A 15,702-nucleotide genomic window follows, 5' to 3' on the forward strand; every position below is an offset into this window, starting at 1 on the left:
ATTGACGCCTGCCGGACGCATCGTCAAGGTATGTTTCAAACAATCGTATGAACGACCGTGACCCCCTCGCCCCTGCGGACGATCTCGATCCACGGCAGCGGCTCGTGGTCGCTGCGATCGATCAGATCGAGAAGCACGGCATCGGGCAGCTGACGGTGCGGAAGCTCGCGGCGGCGGCCGGCGTCAACATCGCCGCGGTGAACTACTATTTCCGGTCGAAGGAGGCGCTCGTCGCGGCGGCGCTCGAGGGGTCGATCGGGAACATGCTGTCGGACACCGAGGACTTCCTCACCCGGATGCCGGGCGATCCCCTGGAGGCGCTGAGCGGGCTGCTCGGCTACTACCTCGAGGGCGGGATGCGGTACCCGAACGTGGGCAGGGCGCTCCTGCACGACGCGTTTCACGCGGACGACTACAGCGGTCCTTTCCCGAAGCTCTTCGCGCCGGTGATGGAGCGCCTGCGCGATCTCGTCCGGGCGGCGGTGCCCGGGCTCGAGGAGCGGGCGGCGGCGCGCCGGGTGGTGGCGGCGCTCTCGGCGGTCTTCTTTCCGACGTTCTTCGCGGGGCTTTACGAGGGGCTGAGCGCGCTCGGCTCGCCGGCCGACCGCCTCGCCTACGCGCGCGAGCTGGCGCGGCAGACGCTGGCGCCCGTCGCGGTCCCGGAGCCGGCTCCGCCCGCGCCCCAGGGCAAGCGGCCGAAGCGCGGGTGATCCGCGGGGATCGCGGGCACCCGCCTCCCTCAGCTCCACGCGGACGACTGGCGGCCCGCGTAGGCGCACGTCGCCCTCCGGGCATGGGTCTGGCCCCGGATGCTCTTGCGGCTGCGCTCAGCAATCGAAGAAGCGGCGAAGCCCGGGGCGGATGACCTCCTCGATGGTCTCATCGAGCAACACCCGGGCTTTCAGGCCGCTGCACAGCCCGAGCTGCTCCCCGTCCGGCGGGGCGTCGTGGGCCGGCAAGTGCGCGTGCTCGTGCTCCACGAGGTGCCGGAACGCGACGGGCAGGTAGCGCTCGACCGCTTGCCGCTCCGCCGAGGAGAGCTCCGGCGCGACCTGCTCGAGGAGGCGCCAGCCGAAGCGGGCGTGCCCGACCTCGTCGGCGTAGATGCGCGTCAGCAGGTCGAGCAGCGGCCCGGGCGGCATCTCCAGCCGCTCCGCGCCGATGAGGGCCACGGCCACCGTCTCGCTCATGCAGCAGATGTGGATCACGTTGCGGAGCGCGGCCGCGCGGGGGGGCGCGTCGCGGTGCAGGGGGAACTCCGGGCGTTCCGGGACGCTCGCGGTCGCCGTCCCGCCGAGGGCCTCCACCACGGCGCCGCAGAGGATCCCGTGACGGCGCTCCTCGTCGGCGAAGCCCCGGCACGCCTCGGCGAGCTCCGGCGGGAAGCCCGCCTCGGCGAGCTGGCCTGCGAGCGCCTCGAACACGGCCGACGACCCGTGCTCGTTCACCATCCGCGCGTGCCAGGTGCCGATCGCCGACGGGAACAGCGCCGCGGGATACCCGCTCACGTCGAAGGCACGCGCGCGCGCCTCGCCGCGGAGATCGAGCGTCGCGGCGTTCATGCGACCTCCGACCGGGCATCATAGGCGTCGAGCGCCGGCGGGACCGGCGGGCCCCAGGGCGTGCAGAACGTCCGCGTATAGAGCTCCCCCTCGGGAGCGACGACGTCGCCGAAACAGCAGGCCTGCCGGACGGGCTCGGCCTCTCTGTAGGAGATCGCGTCTGCGTCCACGCCCACGATCAGCGCCGTGCAGCAGTTCACGAAGGAGGCGTCTCCGGCAAGGGCCGCCCGCTGCTCCTCGGAGATCCCCGTCCCGGGGGCGGGCAGGCGCTGCACGCCGTAGTCGACGCAGCAGTCGAGCTCCGCGCGGGGGCGAGCCTCCGTGTCGTCGAGGCTCACCTGCTCGGCGCACGCGAGCCCGGTCGGCGTGGGTGGGGCGCCTCCGGAGCCGCCCGCGCCGCCTGCGCCGCCCTCATCGGGCGTCGGAACGACCCCACTCCCCGTCGAAGGTTCCCCACCGCCGCCGGTCGTCGCGCCGACTCCGCTCGTCGCGCCGACTCCGGCCGAAGCCGGGCCGACTCCGGCCGAAGCCGGGCCGTCCGGCTCCCCTGCCGGGATCTCCTCGTCGGGATCCAGCGGAGACGACTGCCCGCCAGAGACGTAACGTCCACTGCAGCCCGTCAGGGCGCCACAGGCCAGCGCTCCCAGCGCGACCCTCGCTGCTGCACGCAATGCTGCCCGTCTCGTCTCCTCACGCATAAGCTCTCCTCCAGTAAAACAGGCTGTTTGCCGCAGGGCGCGGCGCGGGCCGAGCACTCGGCCCATGTGGACGAGTGTAGGCGCGCAGCACAGCGAAGAGAATCTGCATTTTCCGCACACCATTGAACCGAAATTCAGAACAATGGCGCCCGGTCACTCGACCGGTCCGCAGGCGATCGCCTTCATCCTCGCCCGCGTCTGCTCGGCGGTCACCGAGCGCGGGCTGGCGTTCCCCCAGCGCTCGATCACGCTCGCGTAAGCCTCGCACGCGCCGGAGATCTCGCCCATCTGCTCGAGGGCCTGACCGAGAAACCAGAACGAGCGGACGTACCTTACGGGCCAGCCCAGCATATCGCACGTCGTGACCGCCTTGCGAAGCGTGGGGATCGCATGGAGAGGCATGCCCGCGAGGTAAAAGACCGCGCCGACATCCGCCTGGACCTCTTGCCCGACTTGATTGCTCATCAGCGCGGTCAACGGCAGCACGGGGACGGCCTCCGCCGCCTCCTCGGGGTGCTCGATCCACCGCGCGTAGGCCTGCACCACGGCGGAGCGCGCAGGGTCGGCCGCCCCCTGCACGCGGGGCCGCGACAGGAGCTCGGCCACCTTCTCCTGGAACTCGGCCCTGGCGATGAGGCCGGCATGCAGCATGACCCGCAAGAGGTCCGGCGAGCCGCCGACGCAGGCGCTATAATTGTCAAGACACGTCTTGGCGATGTCCGCTGCCTCGCGCCTGCGATCGGTCTCGAGGCAGACATCGATGAGCGCGCGGACGACATCGGCGTGCCCCCTGGACTCCGCGCTGATGTACATGCGCGCCTGCCGTAGCTGTTCCTCGGCCTGCGAGAAATTGCCCAGGATCGCGTTCAGGTTCGACTCGTCGAGCAGCGCGGCAAAGCGCCGCTCCTTGTGCGGCAGCGAGACCCGGCTCTGCCGCATCGCCTCGCGGACCGCGTCGAGAGAGCGCCCTTGCGCATGGCTCGACCACGCAAGCCTGCGAAAGATCAGCCGGCCCCTTCCGCTGGTCGTGGGCCGCGTGAGCCACAGGTCCTCCTCGACGTCCGCGCAGCGTCCGAGCGCGCTGTGATGCTCGCTCCGGATCTCGTAACAGCTGGCCGCCGTGGGAGAAATCGCGAGGCACCGGTCGATGGCGGCAGCGGAGTCGTTGAAGCTCCCGAGCTGCCACAACGACTGCGCCAGCGTGGCCCATCCCTGCGCGTACTCGGGGTCGATCCCGATGACCCGCCTCGCCGCAGCGACGCTGGTATGGACGTCCGATCGCAGCGCGCAACGCGCGAGGAGGGCCAACAGCTCCGCGTCGCGATCATACGGGTGCTGCGCCGTGAGCGCGGTCAGCCGCTCCGCGCAGCGCGCCGTATCCGCGGGGTCGCGGCCGAGCGCGGGCTCCATGGCCGCAAGGAGCGCTCGATCGCGGGGGTCGAGCGCGGCGCTCAGCTCCTCTGCGCGCCGATAGTGATCCCGAGCTTCGGCGGGCTCCGGCGCGTAGATCGCGAGGCGAAGGTGCGCCTCGGCAAAGGAGTCATCGACGGAGATCGCCTGCCGCAGGCCGTCCACCGCCTTGCCCTCGTTGGCATCGCGAGCGGCCTTCAGCGCGGCGCTGTACAGGGCGAGCGCCGTAGAGATGGAGCGCGGCCCGGGAACGGTGGTCGCCGCGACCGGACGAGGCCCTCCGCGCAGCGCGAGCGCCCCAGCGAGGACGGCCGCGAGCGCCATGGCGAGGCCGATCTTCCAGGCCGCCGCCCGCAGGCCGAGGCGTCTTCCGGTCGAGCGGAGTTCATCGCGGCGCGCCGCGGCGCCGAGGCGCTCGGTCGCGGCCAGGGGGTCCACCACATCCCCATCCGCCGCCTCGCCCGGCGCCCTGGGCGGCTCGGAGAGGCTCAATGCGGGCGGCTCCGGCGCGCCGAAGCTCGGCGCCGCGCCCTGCGCGAACGGCGCGAGCGCGCGAGCGACCTCGCTCAGGTCGGAGAGCCGAGCCTGGCGGTCCGTCGATAGCAACCGGCCAACCACCCTGGCGAGCTCCCGGGGCACGTCGGGCGCGACCTTCTCCAGCGGGGCAATCGCGCCTGTCACGATGATCTTGAACACCTGGCCGACGTTGTCGGCCCGGGTCGGGAGCACGCCCGAGAGGCATTCGTAAAGAATGATGCCGAGCGACCAGTTGTCGGTGCGGTGATCGATCTGTCGGTCTCCGAACGTCTGCTCCGGCGACATGTAGCAGGGCGTGCCAAGCCTCGTCCCGCTCTCGGTGAGGCCCGTTGTCTGGGCGTCCTGTCCGCTCGTGGCCGTCAGCTTCGCGATGCCGAAGTCGAGGACCTTGACCCGCTCGCTCGATCCGTCGACAAGAAAGATGTTCTCCGGCTTCAGGTCGCGGTGGACGATGCCCAGCGCGTGCGCCGTCCCGACGGCAGAGATGACCTGCAGGAAGATGGAGGCTACCTCGCCGAGGGGCAGCCTCGGCTCGCGACGCAGCCTGCTTGCGAGCGACTCGCCGGACAGGAGCTCCATGACCATCACGGGCGCCCCGCTCTCGATCTCGACGTCGTGAACCTCGACGACGTTGGGGTGGCGGACGCTGCTCGCGAGCTTCGCCTCGCGCCGCAGGCGCATGCCCACCGCGCCGCGCACGGCCCCGCCCTTCACGAACTTGAGCGCGAACGGCTTGCCAGTCAGCGTGTGGCACGCGGCCCAGATCACGCCCATGCCCCCTTCACCGAGCAGCCGATCGAGCCGGTACCGGCCGGCGACGACGGCGCCTGGACGCCACGTAGGCCGTGCGCGCTCGTCGCCTTCGCCGCGCTCGTCGCCCTCACCCGGCGGAGAGTCTTTTCCCGCAGCGGGTTGGGTCGCCTCGAGGCCCTGCGTCAGGTCCGCTCTCGATGCGATACGCACGGCAGCCTACACTACCCGACCGGCCCCCCCTGTCCAGATCGGAAACGAACGCGCCCGACGTGCTGTCAGCTCAACAGGAAGGCGGTAAAGCGAGGACACGTTTGCAACGTGCAACGATCTTCCCACATCCCTGCAAATATCTTTGCGCAGCGAACAGCACCACAATGCGCCCGACCGCAAATCGCCCCCGCCCTTCTTTTTCAATTTGCCCGCTGAAAAGGGCTGCAAGTGAGGGAATTGCTCAGTCTCTCCACAGCTCATCGCGTATGCGTCCCGATCCATCCGCTCGCTCGACGGCTGCCGAGCCATAACGCCGTGGCTCCAAGGACATCGTCTCACCAGATAGCGCGGTCGACCCAAGAGACGCACCGCTCTCTGAAGCTCAGTATCCCGGCTCGCGGTCCCCGGATCGGTACGCCCCCGGCGGGACCCCGACCTCCCGGCGAAACGCGACGTTGAAGGCCGCCTCGTCGTGGTAGCCCACGGACGACGCCACCTCGGCGAGGGCGAGCCCGGGACGCTCTCGCAGCGTCTCCTTCGCGAGCTCCATGCGCCAGCGCGTCAGGTGGCGGAGGGGGCCCTCTCCCACGTGCTCGCGAAAGGCCAGGGCGAAGCCCGAGCGGCTCATGCCGGCCTCCCGCGCGAGCGAGGCCACGGTCCACGCGCGGGCCGGGGCCTTGTAGAGCGCGTCCAGGGCGCGGGCGACGCGCTCGTCCGCGAGCGCCGCGCGGAAGGAGCCAGGAGGCGCGGGGCGCTCGAGCTCCGCGCGGATGGCCTGCAGGAGGAGCAGCTCCGCGAAGCGAGCGGCCATGACCGGCGCGCCCGGCCGCCGGCCGCTCACCTCGTCGCGGATGCCGTCCAGGAGCCGGCCGAGGCCGGGCACCGGCTCACCGGCCCCGCCGTCGAGGAGCACAACGGAGGGCAGCGCGCGGAGCAGCAGCGACCGCCCGGCCCCCGCGACGTGCATGGCAGCGCAGAGCACCACCGTCCTTGCGCCGTCGCCGCCCAGCCGGCGCCGCACCGTCTGCGCGCCCGGCCGAGGCGGCGAGAGCCAGCGCTCCTCGTCGACGACGGCCGCCCCCGGCCGGTGCCTCAGGCAGTGGGGGACGCCGTGGGGCAAGAGCAGCAGATCGCCCTGGCCGGCGCGGATCTCTCGGCCGCCGAGCTCCAGCCACATCTCGCCTTCGAGGAGGTGGTGGAGCAGGACGACCTCTCGGGGGCCGATACGGGCCCCCCACGGCGCGCCGAGCTCGACGCGGCCGAAGAGGCTGGTCTCGATGCGCACGTGGCGGAGAAGCGCTGTCAGGACATCGGGCATTGGACGGTCACAAAAGAGCGCTGGACGCTATCACATGGAGGGTCCCCCGGTCCGTCGCCATGGTTCAGCCACCGAGTCACGAGGAGGCAACCATGGACGTTTTCATCACCGGCGCGAGCGGCTTCATCGGATCTGCGGTCGCCCGCGCCCTGGTCGCGCGCGGCCACCGGGTGCGCGGGCTCGCGCGCAGCGACGCGTCGGCAGCGAAGGTGCGGGCCGCCGGCGCGGAGCCGATCTGGGGCAGTTTATCGCAGGTCGACGTGCTCGCGCGCACGGCGGCGGCCGGCGACGGGGTTGTGCACACCGCGGCGACGACAGGAGAGGATCGCCCAGCGACCGACGAGGCGGCGGTCACGGCGATGCTCTCGGCCATGAGCGGCGGCGTCTTCATCACGACGACCGGGGCGCCGCGCGCGCGCTCCTCGCGGGTGCCGGTGCCGGAGGAGGAGAGCGTCAACCCCGGCGGAGCGCTCGAGTGGCTCGTCGCGGCCGAGTCGCGCGTGCTCGGCGCGAAGGCCGTCCGCGGCCTGGTCGTGCGGCCGCCGATCGTCTATGGCGACGGCGGAGGTCCGGTGGCGGGCCTGGTGCACGGCGCGCGCGCCGCCGGGGTGGCGCGTACCATCGACGATGGCGAGAACCGCTGGTCCACCGTCCACGTGCGGGATCTGGCGGTGGCCTACGCGATGCTGCTGGAGTCGGACGCAAGGGGCGTGTTCCATGCCGCCGAGGCGTCACCCGAGCCCATGGCGGCGCTCTTCGCGGCGATAGGCGACGCCGCCGGGGTCCCCGTGGGCTCGTGGAGCCTCGCGGAAGCCGTCGCAGCGCACGGCCCCCTCGCCGGCTTCCTGGCCATGGACGCCGCCCTCGACGCGACGAGGCTGCGCGGCCTGGGCTGGTCCCCGGAGGTCGGCGACGCGCTCGGAGGCATCTGCGGCGCCCTGCGCGACCCGGCGCAGGGGTATCGGACACCCTGAGCCCACCGTAGGTGCCGTGACGGCGACATGAGGAGAGGCGCGCCCTCAAGCATCCTCTCGAATTTTTTCGGAGAAATTCACAGGGAGGCGGGGAGACGGGGAGTTAAAATCCCTTGAATCTCCCCGCCTCCCCGTCTCCCTGTTCAATTTCTCTTTGTCAGGTGTGCCCCACAGCCGCACATCCATCCCCGCCTCACGGCAAAGCGCCGTCGCGCGCGGCGCTCGCCGCCTCCCCTCCTCGCTTGTTGTCGAGGGCGAGCAGCACGAGATAAGAAAGGGCACAGACAACGAGGCTGCCGAACACGAGCATCGGCAGCGAGTAGGCCAGCCGCTCCAGGCCCACCCCCTCGATCAGCTTGCCTGTGAGGGCCGGGAGGACCATGCCGCCGAGGCTGTCGCCGACCAGCACGAGCCCGGTCACGAACGCCGTCATGGGCACGATCTGCCCGGTGAGCGTGAAGCCGCTGGGCCAGAGCGGCGCCATGAAGAGCCCGAGCCCGAGCGCGACACCCCACAGGAGCGCGCTCGTGGGCGGCAGGACCAGCATCATCGCGGACAGCACGAGACAGCCGCCCAGCCCCACAGGGATGACCTGGCGCGGCGTGAAGCGGATCGCCACAGGGATCGAGAGAAGCCTCCCGATCGTGAACGAGAGCCAGAACCCCGAGGTGAGGTACGCGGCCCCGGTCGCCGAGACGACGCCCAGCGTGAGGGCATAGGTGTAGATCCAGCTCCCGAACGAGATCTCCCCGCCGACATAGGCGAACAGGTACAGCACCGCGACGAGCACCGGAAGGAGGGGCAGCGCGCGATCCGCGCCCTTCGCCGCGGCGTCCTTCCCGGCCTTTTCCTTGGGCTCGGGACAGTGTCGCATCGAGAGCATGCCCAGGGCGACGAGCGCCGAGAAGGAGGCCACGGCCCAGTACGCCGCGTGGTAACCGCCCCAGGCGCCCGGGACGCGCGCGACAAGGAGCGGCGACAGGAACGCGCCCAGCCCGAAGCAGAAGTGAAGCCCGTTCATGTAAGGGCTGACCTTCTCCCCGTGCGTCCAGAGGAGCAGCGCGTTCGCGCCCGTGTTGACAAGCCCCTCCGCGAGACCCCGGCAGAACGCCACGATCACGAGCAGCCATAACCACGGCACGGCCGGGATGACAGCGAGGCACGCCGCGGCGATCAGGTGCGCTCCTCCGAGCAGGTTGTGCCCGTGCACGCGATCGAACAGCTTGCCTCCCCAGAGCGTACCGAGCGTGTAACCAACCCCCCCGCCGAGGAACAGCGAGCCCATGTCCCCGACGCTGGAGCCCGTCTGCCGCGCCAGGTCGGGCAGGGTCGGCCCGGTGATCGCCGTGATGAGGCCCAGGCAGATGAAGAGCCCGTAGTAACCGGCCGTCTGGCGCAGCGCCCTGTCGCTCCACCGGCTCGAGACCGGACGCTCCTCAACGGCTGCAGTGCTCATCGCTTCGCTCCTTTTACCCGATGCGGGGACTCATGTGCCGGCCCCGGCGCGGCAGGGGATCCGGGGGGATCGTCGGCGCGCGAGGCGCTGGCCGCGCGCTCCCGCTCGTGCTCGATGCGCCACGACTCGAAGGCCAGGGCCTGGAGCGCGGAGAGGACAAGGACGGAGACGTCGGTGTTGACGTAGAGCCAGATGAACCCGAGCCCCAGGCCGCGCACGAGCAGGGCCACCGCCGCCCCGACGGCGACGTTGCCGCCCCAGAACAGGAGGCACACGCCCACGCAGCGGATCGCGCGCCGGAGCGCGGGCGGGAGGAGCCCGGCGCGCATCCCCCGGCGGCGCCCCGCCGCGTAGACCACGCAGGACGTGGCGGCGACGACGCCCAGGATGTAGAGCGCGTCCGGCACCGCTACACCTCCCCGCGGAGCCGCGAGAGAGCGCGCGCCGCGAGCTCCTGGAGCAGCCGGCCGATCGCCGAGAGGCGCTCCCCCGGCAAGCTCGACGCCGGCGACCCCTCCTGGACGGGCGCGGCGAGGACCTCGAAGCCCGCGCGCTCGAAGAGCCGGCGCGCGCGGGCGATGCGGTGCGCGCCGGTGACGAGCAGGATCCTCCTTGCGCCCCTGGGCAGCAGGAGCTCCGCGCTGCGCTCGGCTTCCACCGCGGTCGTCAGCCCGCGCGGCTCCGTGAGCAGGGCCGACGCGGGGACGCCGAGGCCCTGCGCGAGGCGAGCGCGCGACTCGGCCTCGCTGGCCGGCCCGTTGCGGCTGCCGAGCATCAGCACGAGCGGCGCTCGCCCCTCGCGGTGCAGCGCGACGGCCTCGACGGCGCGCCGGAGGGAATCCTCCGGGAGCCGCCCGTCCGGATCGACGTCCGCGCCGAGGGCGACCACCGCGTCGGCCTGCCCTGCGTCGGGCGCCGACGCCATCCAGCGATCGAGCGGCGCCGCGACCGGGGTGAACGCGGCGACGGCGAAGGCCACGAGCCCGATCACGCCGGCCGCGGTGCTCAGGCGGTCCCACGCTCCTTCCATGCGCATGCGTCGGATCCCTGGAGCCGCCCCTACGTGGCGCCCAGGAGCGCGGGCCTCGAGGAGCGCGCGGACAGCCGCCGCGCCTCCAGCTCCTCCGCGACGCCGTGGATGGCGGCCTCGACGCGCTCGAGCGTCTCCTCGCTCATCCGGCCGTGCAGGGGCAGGCAGACCTGGCCCGCGCAGAGCCGGTCCGTGTTCGGGAGGGCGAGGCCCGCGGGCAAGCAGTCCAGCGCGTGCAGCGGCGGGTAGAAGTACCGGCGCGCCTCGACGCCGCGCCGCGCGAAGGCCGCGATGACGTCGTCGATCGGGGCGTCGATCAGCCCGACCCCGAGGTTCTGCCCGTTGGGGTTCACGCCCGGCGGGATGCGCTGGGTGCGGTACACCTGCGGGTGCCGGGACAGGGCCGCGCGCAGCCGCTCGAGGTACGTCCGCCTGCGGGCCAGCGCCTCCGGGAGCCGGCGGAGCGACGAGAGCGCCAGGGCGGCGCGCAGCTCGTCCAGCTTGGCGTTCATCCCCGGGACCGACGCCGAGAGCGGCTGCGCGAGCCCGTGGTTGCGCAGCCGGCGCATCGCCGCGCTGACCTCCCGGTCCGGAGAGACGACGACGCCGCCCTCCGCGGCCACGAGGACCTTGGTGGCGTGCAGCGAGTAGGTCGTCGCGGTGAGGAGCGCCTCGGCCTCCCGGCTCGCCGCCTCGGTGCCCATGCCGTGCGCGTTGTCGTAGATCACGGCCGCGCCCGCGCCGCGGGCCTCGCGCGCGATGGCGGCCAGATCGGGCGGGACGCCGAACACGTTGACCGGGAGGACCAGCGTCGCGCCGCGCTCCGCGAGCAGGCGGCGCAGGTGCCCCGGATCCAGCGTCCAGGTCTCCGGGTCGATGTCGCAGAAGACCGGCTCGAAGCCCGCGTGCACCGCGGCGTTGAGCGTCGCGATGAAGGTGAAGGCGGGGAGGATCGCCCTGCCCCGCCGCACCGCCGCGGCCTCGATGGCGAGGCTGATCGCGACGGCGCCGTTCGAGACGGCCACGGCCTCCTCGACGCCGAGGAACGCCGCGATCGCCCGCTCGAAGCCCTCGGTGAGCGGGCCGCCGTTGCTGAGCCGCCCCGAGCGCAGGACGTCGGCGATCTGCGCCGCGATCGCGTCCGGCTCGTCCACCTGCGGCGAGACCATGGGGATGAAGGGTCGCTGGTCGCTCATGCTTGTCTCTCCGGACGAAGGCGCTGGTGGACGACGCGGCCGATGAACTCCGGGATGCCGAGCAGGTACCGCCGCCAGAGCCGCCGCGGCTCGACCGCCAGGCGGTAGAGCCACTGGACGTGGCTCCGGCGCACCCACTCGGGCGGGTACGCGACGGCGCCCGCCACCTGATCCAGCAGCCCCCCCATACACCAGGTGGCGCGCACCTGGAGCGCCGCGAGGTGCTCGCTCACCCAGAGCTCCTGCTTGGGCGGGCCGAGGCCGACGATGAGCAACGCGGCGCCCGACCCGTTGATCTGCCGGACCACCGCCGCCTCCTCCTCGGGGGCGAAGTACCCGTGGTGAACGCCGGCGATCCGGAGCCCCGGGCGCTCCGCGACCAGGCGGCGCGCGACCTCGTCGGCGATCCCGGGCGCGCCGCCGAGCAGGAAGACCGAGGCCCCGCGCTCGGCGCAGAGGTCGACGATCCGGCCCAGCTCGACCGGGCCCACGTTGATGCGCTCCGGGCACGGCCCGCCCAGCAGGCGCGCCGCCCAGACCACCCCGATGCCGTCGGCGTACACGACGTCGGCCCGGGACACGGAGGCGCGGTACGGCGACTCGCGCGCCGCCAGCGTGGCGCAGTACGCGTTGACGTAGGTGTAGTAGTCGGGCCTTTCGCGCTCCGCCTGCAGGGCCTCGTCCAGGCGGCGCAGCAGCTGCTCGAAGGAGAGCCGCGTGACGGGGACGCCGAGGACGTCGACCCGGGGCGCGCTCGAGGGCGGAGCGACGGTCATGCCTCTCCCCTCGCCGGCTCCACCTTGTCCTGCGCGCTGATGAACGCGCGAGGATCGCTGACCGGCGCGCGATCGAGGACGGGCCGCGCCTCGTCGGTGCCGAACATCGCGACGTAGTCGCCGTGGAACCCGTCGCAGATGTCGCGGAGCGCGCAGCGCTGGCACCCCGCGCCCTTCTGGTAGCCGTTGTGCTCGACGCGGTTCAGGGCGTCGTGGCGGTAGGCCGCGTCGCGATCCCCGCGGCGGCGGAAGAGCCGGTAGGACAGCCCTTCCAGCTTCCTCATCACGGGGCCGATCCGCGGGTCCGTGTCGGCGCGGAGCATCCGGCCCCGGAGGTCGAGCGCGTCGGCCAGGCGGAGGAGCGGCTGCCGGAGCGGGCCGAGGCGGGGCCGCGCACCGAGCGGGACGGGCGGCGACACCGCGCCGGCCCGCATCCGCTGCGGGCCCTTGTTGGTCCAGGTCCAGCTCGCGAAATCCCACTCGTGCGGGTCGTACGAGAGCTGCTGGTAGTTGTACACCGACGGCCAGTGGCGCTCGGGGACGATGCAGTGGGGCAGGTACCGGACGTTCGCCTCCACGCCGGCCTGCGCGAGCACGTCCAGGGCCTCGTCGAGCGGGCCCCGCAGGTCGCCATAACGAGGCACGTTCTCCGCGGTGCGGGCGCCCTCCTTGCGCTGATCCGCGAACGGGTTGAAGGCGAGGAAATTGACGGCGCGCGCCCCCAGCTCCACCGAGAGCCTCGCGATCGCCGGGAGCTGCGGCACCGCGAGCTTCGACATCACGCAGTTCACGCGGAACGGCACGTCGAGCGCGATGAGGTGGTTCAGCGCGCGCATCTGGCGCACGTGCGCGCCGCTCACGCCCACGGCCACGTCGTGCGCCTTCCCGAGCCCCTGGACGCTGACAAGGAAGTCGGCGACGCCGGAGTCCTTGAACTGCTGCGCCTTGTCGCGCTTGTCGAGCACCAGCGCGTTCGTGATGAGCGTCGGCGCGAGGCCGATCCCGGCGCAGTACCGGATCAGCGCGTGGATGTCGCGCCAGATGGTCGGCTCGCCGCCCTGGATGTCGATCGCGTCGTTCCCGTAGAACTCGACGAGGGTCCGGCAGATCTCCTGCGCCTTCTCCAGCGACATGAACGGGTGCTCGGGGTGCTCCTTGTCCTCGATCCGATCGAGGAAGTAGCAGAAGTGGCAGCGCAGGTTGCACGTCTGCCCGAGCCACAGCACGCCCCGGCGCGTGAGCTCCCGGGTCCGGCCGTGGGGCCGCGGCGAGGCGGCCGGGCGCGCGGCCGGCACCGCCAGGGCGAGGGCCCGCTCGAGCAGGATCTCCGGCGGCTCGATGTCCGCCGAGACCAGCGACTCCTTTCGCCTGAGCTGCACCAACGAAACGTTGCCATCCGTGCTGGTCTTCACGTGGTCCTCTCCTGACTTGGATCCTTCACGCGCGGCGCGGCGCCCCGCCGCTCCACGTGATCGCCGACGGGAAGTTGAACCGCACCGCGATCGGGGCGATAGGGGAGCGGCATGCGCGCGCGGCGACCTCCGGTGAAGGATCTCCTCCATCCATGACGTCGTCGGCGCTCCGCGAGGACGCCCCGCCGCCGGCGAGGCGAAGCGTCTCGGGCAGCATGGCGCTGAAGACCGCGAGCGATCTCGTCTCGCGCGGCGTCCGCATGCTCCTCGCCGTCGTCGCCGCGCGGCTCCTGGGGCCCGCGGGCTTCGGCGACTACAGCTACGCCTTCGCCGTGGGCTTCCTGCTCGGCGAGCTCGCGGACCTCGGCCTGCACCTGTTCATCGCGCGCGAGGTGGCCCGCGATCCCGGCGCTCCCATCGGCCCGCTCGTGCGCCTCAAGCTCGCCGTGACCCTGGCCGCCGGCGCCGTCGGCCTCGTGGTCGGCCTCGTCGCGGGCGCGGCCTCGCCACGCCGGACGCTCGTGTGGCTGCTGACGGCCGCGTGGCTGATGGCCTCGTTCGTCGAGATGCTCAACCAGGTGTTCCGCGGGCACCAGCGGATGGAGCGCGAGGTGCTGGTGGCGGTCACCATGGCGGTCACGTCCTTCGGGCTGGGGACGGGCGCGCTGCTCTCGGGGCTCGGCGCGCTCGGCCTGGCGTGGGGCCTCGTCGCGGGCCACCTGGTCGCCCTCGCGCTGGCCCTGGCCCTCGCCGCCCAGCTCCTCGAGCGCCGGCAGTGGTCCAGCCAGGGCGCGGCGCTGCCGCAGGGCTTCCTCCGTGAGGCCGGGCCGCTCGCGGTGGTGATGGTCGCCAGCCCCCTCTACTTCCAGCTCGATCTCCTGATGCTGGGCTGGATGAGCACCCCCCACGCGGTCGGCGACATGAGCGCGGTCCAGCGCATGATCGGCGGCGCCATGATGCTGCCGGGCGTCGTGCGCGCGGCGGTCTTCCCCGCCTTCGTCGCCAGCCGCTCCGCGAGCGCCCGCAGGCGCCTCGCCACGCTCACCTTCGTCGGGCTCATGGCCGCGGGCGCGCTCATGAGCGCCGTCGTGTGGTGGATGGGCGGGCCGCTCGTCCGGCTCGTGTTCGGCCCCGACTACGCGAGCGCCGTGCTGCCGCTGCAGCTCCTGACCACGGCGCTCGTGTGGATGGTGCCGGAGCTCGCCATCGGCCCGATGCTCTTCGCCGCGGGCCAGCAGCGCCCGTACGCGGCGCTCTGGACGGCCACCGTGCTCCTCATCGCGGCCGGCGACCTGTGGGCGGTGCCCGCGCACGGCGCCGCCGGCGCCGCCGCGGTGAAGCTCGTCGTCACGCTCGGCCTGGTGGCCGGCGAGGTGATCGTCCTCTTTCGCGTCAGGGACCACCTCGGGGCCTCCTGAGCGGCCGGGGAGCGGCCCTTTCACGGCGTCGTCGATCGCCCGGCGCACGGCGTCAGTAGCTCCCCACGCCGAAGAGCATGCGCAGCGGCGTGACCGCCATGATCTTCAGGTCGCCCCAGAAGCTGGCGTTGGTCAGGTAGTAGATGTCGAGGATGACGCTCTGGTCGAAGGTCACCTGGTTGCGCGCCACGACCTGCCACAGGCCGGTGATCCCGGGCCGGCCTTCGGTCCGGAGGCGGTGCCACGGCTTGAGCGCGTCGAACTCCGCCATCGGGTAGGGCCTCGGCCCCACCAGGGCCATGTCGCCCGTGAGGACGTGGAGGAGCTGGGGGATCTCGTCGAGGCACAGCCAGCGCAGGACGCCGCCCAGCCGCGTGACGCGCGGATCCCTCGGGTCCTTGGGGATGACGACCCCGTCGTCGCGCACGAAGCCGGGGATCTCGCCGCGGATGACCGAGAGCCGCGCGGCGTCGCCCCTGTCCTCGCCGTCCCGGCGCTGCGTCCGCATCGTCCGGTACTTGAAGAACCGGAACGGCTTCCCGCGCAGCCCCGCGCGCGGGGCGATGTGGAACGGCCCGCCCGGGGACTCGAGGTGGATCAGCAGCGCGATCGTCAGCCACAGCGGCGCGCCCCCGAGCAGCACCGACAGGGCCACGAGCGTCTCGACGGCCCGGGTGGCCGCGGCGTCGAGGCCGCCCCGCTCGCCCGAGCCGAACCGGACCACCGGGAGCCCCTCCGCGGTCCGCTCGGACAGGCCGAGGCGCGCCGCGAGCCACTCGAGGTCCCGCGAGGCGATCGCGACGGCCTGCGCCCGCTCGCGCGCCTGCCGCAGCACCTCCCCGACCGCGTCGAGGCCCTCGACGACGACGGGGGCGCCCAGATCCAGCGGAGGAGGCGGCGCTGTTGCACCTTGAGGGAAGGACGTCGTTGCACAGGTCAAGAAAACCTCCTG

Annotated in this window: 14 protein-coding genes; 3 read left to right on the top strand and 11 right to left on the bottom strand. The window is 72.6% G+C overall.

Going from position 1 to position 15,702, the window contains the following annotated elements; all coding sequences use genetic code 11:
• Positions 1 to 47: 47 nt before the first annotated feature.
• Complete coding sequence (locus tag WMF11_RS36990) at positions 48 to 710, top strand: TetR/AcrR family transcriptional regulator (RefSeq protein WP_437974094.1); 663 nt, start codon at positions 48 to 50, stop codon at positions 708 to 710.
• Positions 711 to 827: 117 nt separating this feature from the next.
• Here WMF11_RS36990 and WMF11_RS36995 read toward each other — a convergent pair whose 3' ends face one another.
• The 4 genes from WMF11_RS36995 to WMF11_RS37010 all read right to left on the bottom strand — a co-directional run bounded on the left by WMF11_RS36995 (position 828) and on the right by WMF11_RS37010 (position 6,488).
• On the bottom strand, positions 828 to 1,562 hold the full coding sequence (locus tag WMF11_RS36995; RefSeq protein ID WP_437544241.1) for a ferritin-like domain-containing protein: 735 nt from the start codon (positions 1,560 to 1,562) through the stop codon (positions 828 to 830).
• Positions 1,559 to 2,260 (bottom strand): hypothetical protein, encoded by a 702-nt coding sequence (locus tag WMF11_RS37000; protein ID WP_437974095.1) that lies wholly within the window; start codon positions 2,258 to 2,260, stop codon positions 1,559 to 1,561. Before WMF11_RS37000 ends, WMF11_RS36995 begins: the two co-directional genes overlap by 4 nt.
• Positions 2,261 to 2,413: 153 nt before the next feature.
• Positions 2,414 to 5,170, bottom strand: a complete 2,757-nt coding sequence (locus WMF11_RS37005; protein WP_437974096.1) for a protein kinase domain-containing protein — start codon at positions 5,168 to 5,170, stop codon at positions 2,414 to 2,416.
• 382 nt (positions 5,171 to 5,552) lie between these two features.
• Entirely contained in the window at positions 5,553 to 6,488 is a 936-nt protein-coding gene (locus WMF11_RS37010; protein WP_437974097.1) for an AraC family transcriptional regulator, read from the bottom strand.
• 92 nt (positions 6,489 to 6,580) lie between these two features.
• On the opposite strand from WMF11_RS37010, the gene WMF11_RS37015 reads away from it, so the two are divergent.
• Entirely contained in the window at positions 6,581 to 7,462 is an 882-nt protein-coding gene (locus tag WMF11_RS37015) for an NAD-dependent epimerase/dehydratase family protein (protein WP_437974098.1), read from the top strand.
• Positions 7,463 to 7,655: 193 nt separating this feature from the next.
• Here the strand turns inward: WMF11_RS37015 and WMF11_RS37020 are convergent, their stop codons facing one another.
• The 6 genes from WMF11_RS37020 to WMF11_RS37045 are packed head-to-tail and all read right to left on the bottom strand — an operon-like array spanning position 7,656 to position 13,332.
• A complete protein-coding gene (locus tag WMF11_RS37020) occupies positions 7,656 to 8,918 on the bottom strand; it encodes an MFS transporter (RefSeq protein WP_437974099.1) in 1,263 nt (420 codons plus the stop codon).
• Positions 8,915 to 9,325 (bottom strand): hypothetical protein, encoded by a 411-nt coding sequence (locus WMF11_RS37025; RefSeq protein WP_437974100.1) that lies wholly within the window; start codon positions 9,323 to 9,325, stop codon positions 8,915 to 8,917. The genes WMF11_RS37020 and WMF11_RS37025 overlap by 4 nt, the downstream gene beginning before the upstream one ends.
• 2 nt (positions 9,326 to 9,327) lie before the next feature.
• Entirely contained in the window at positions 9,328 to 9,954 is a 627-nt protein-coding gene (locus tag WMF11_RS37030; RefSeq protein ID WP_437903884.1) for a YdcF family protein, read from the bottom strand.
• Positions 9,955 to 9,977: 23 nt separating this feature from the next.
• On the bottom strand, positions 9,978 to 11,144 hold the full coding sequence (locus WMF11_RS37035; protein WP_437974101.1) for a DegT/DnrJ/EryC1/StrS family aminotransferase: 1,167 nt from the start codon (positions 11,142 to 11,144) through the stop codon (positions 9,978 to 9,980).
• Positions 11,141 to 11,920, bottom strand: a complete 780-nt coding sequence (locus WMF11_RS37040) for a WecB/TagA/CpsF family glycosyltransferase (RefSeq protein WP_437974102.1) — start codon at positions 11,918 to 11,920, stop codon at positions 11,141 to 11,143. The genes WMF11_RS37035 and WMF11_RS37040 overlap by 4 nt, the downstream gene beginning before the upstream one ends.
• Complete coding sequence (locus WMF11_RS37045; protein WP_437974103.1) at positions 11,917 to 13,332, bottom strand: radical SAM protein; 1,416 nt, start codon at positions 13,330 to 13,332, stop codon at positions 11,917 to 11,919. The genes WMF11_RS37040 and WMF11_RS37045 overlap by 4 nt, the downstream gene beginning before the upstream one ends.
• 152 nt (positions 13,333 to 13,484) lie before the next feature.
• Here WMF11_RS37045 and WMF11_RS37050 point away from each other — a divergent pair, with 152 nt between their 5' ends.
• The gene (locus WMF11_RS37050; RefSeq protein WP_437974104.1) at positions 13,485 to 14,750 is read left to right on the top strand and encodes an oligosaccharide flippase family protein; all 1,266 of its coding nucleotides are present in this window, start codon (positions 13,485 to 13,487) and stop codon (positions 14,748 to 14,750) included.
• A 52-nt stretch (positions 14,751 to 14,802) separates the two neighbouring features.
• On the opposite strand, the gene WMF11_RS37055 is transcribed toward WMF11_RS37050, so the two are convergent.
• Positions 14,803 to 15,690 (bottom strand): sugar transferase, encoded by an 888-nt coding sequence (locus WMF11_RS37055; protein WP_437903890.1) that lies wholly within the window; start codon positions 15,688 to 15,690, stop codon positions 14,803 to 14,805.
• Positions 15,691 to 15,702 lie beyond the last annotated feature (12 nt).

The sequence above is a fragment of the Sorangium sp. So ce295 genome, assembly GCF_051527405.1.
Classification (GTDB): Bacteria; Myxococcota_A; Polyangia; order Polyangiales; family Polyangiaceae; genus Sorangium; species Sorangium cellulosum_B.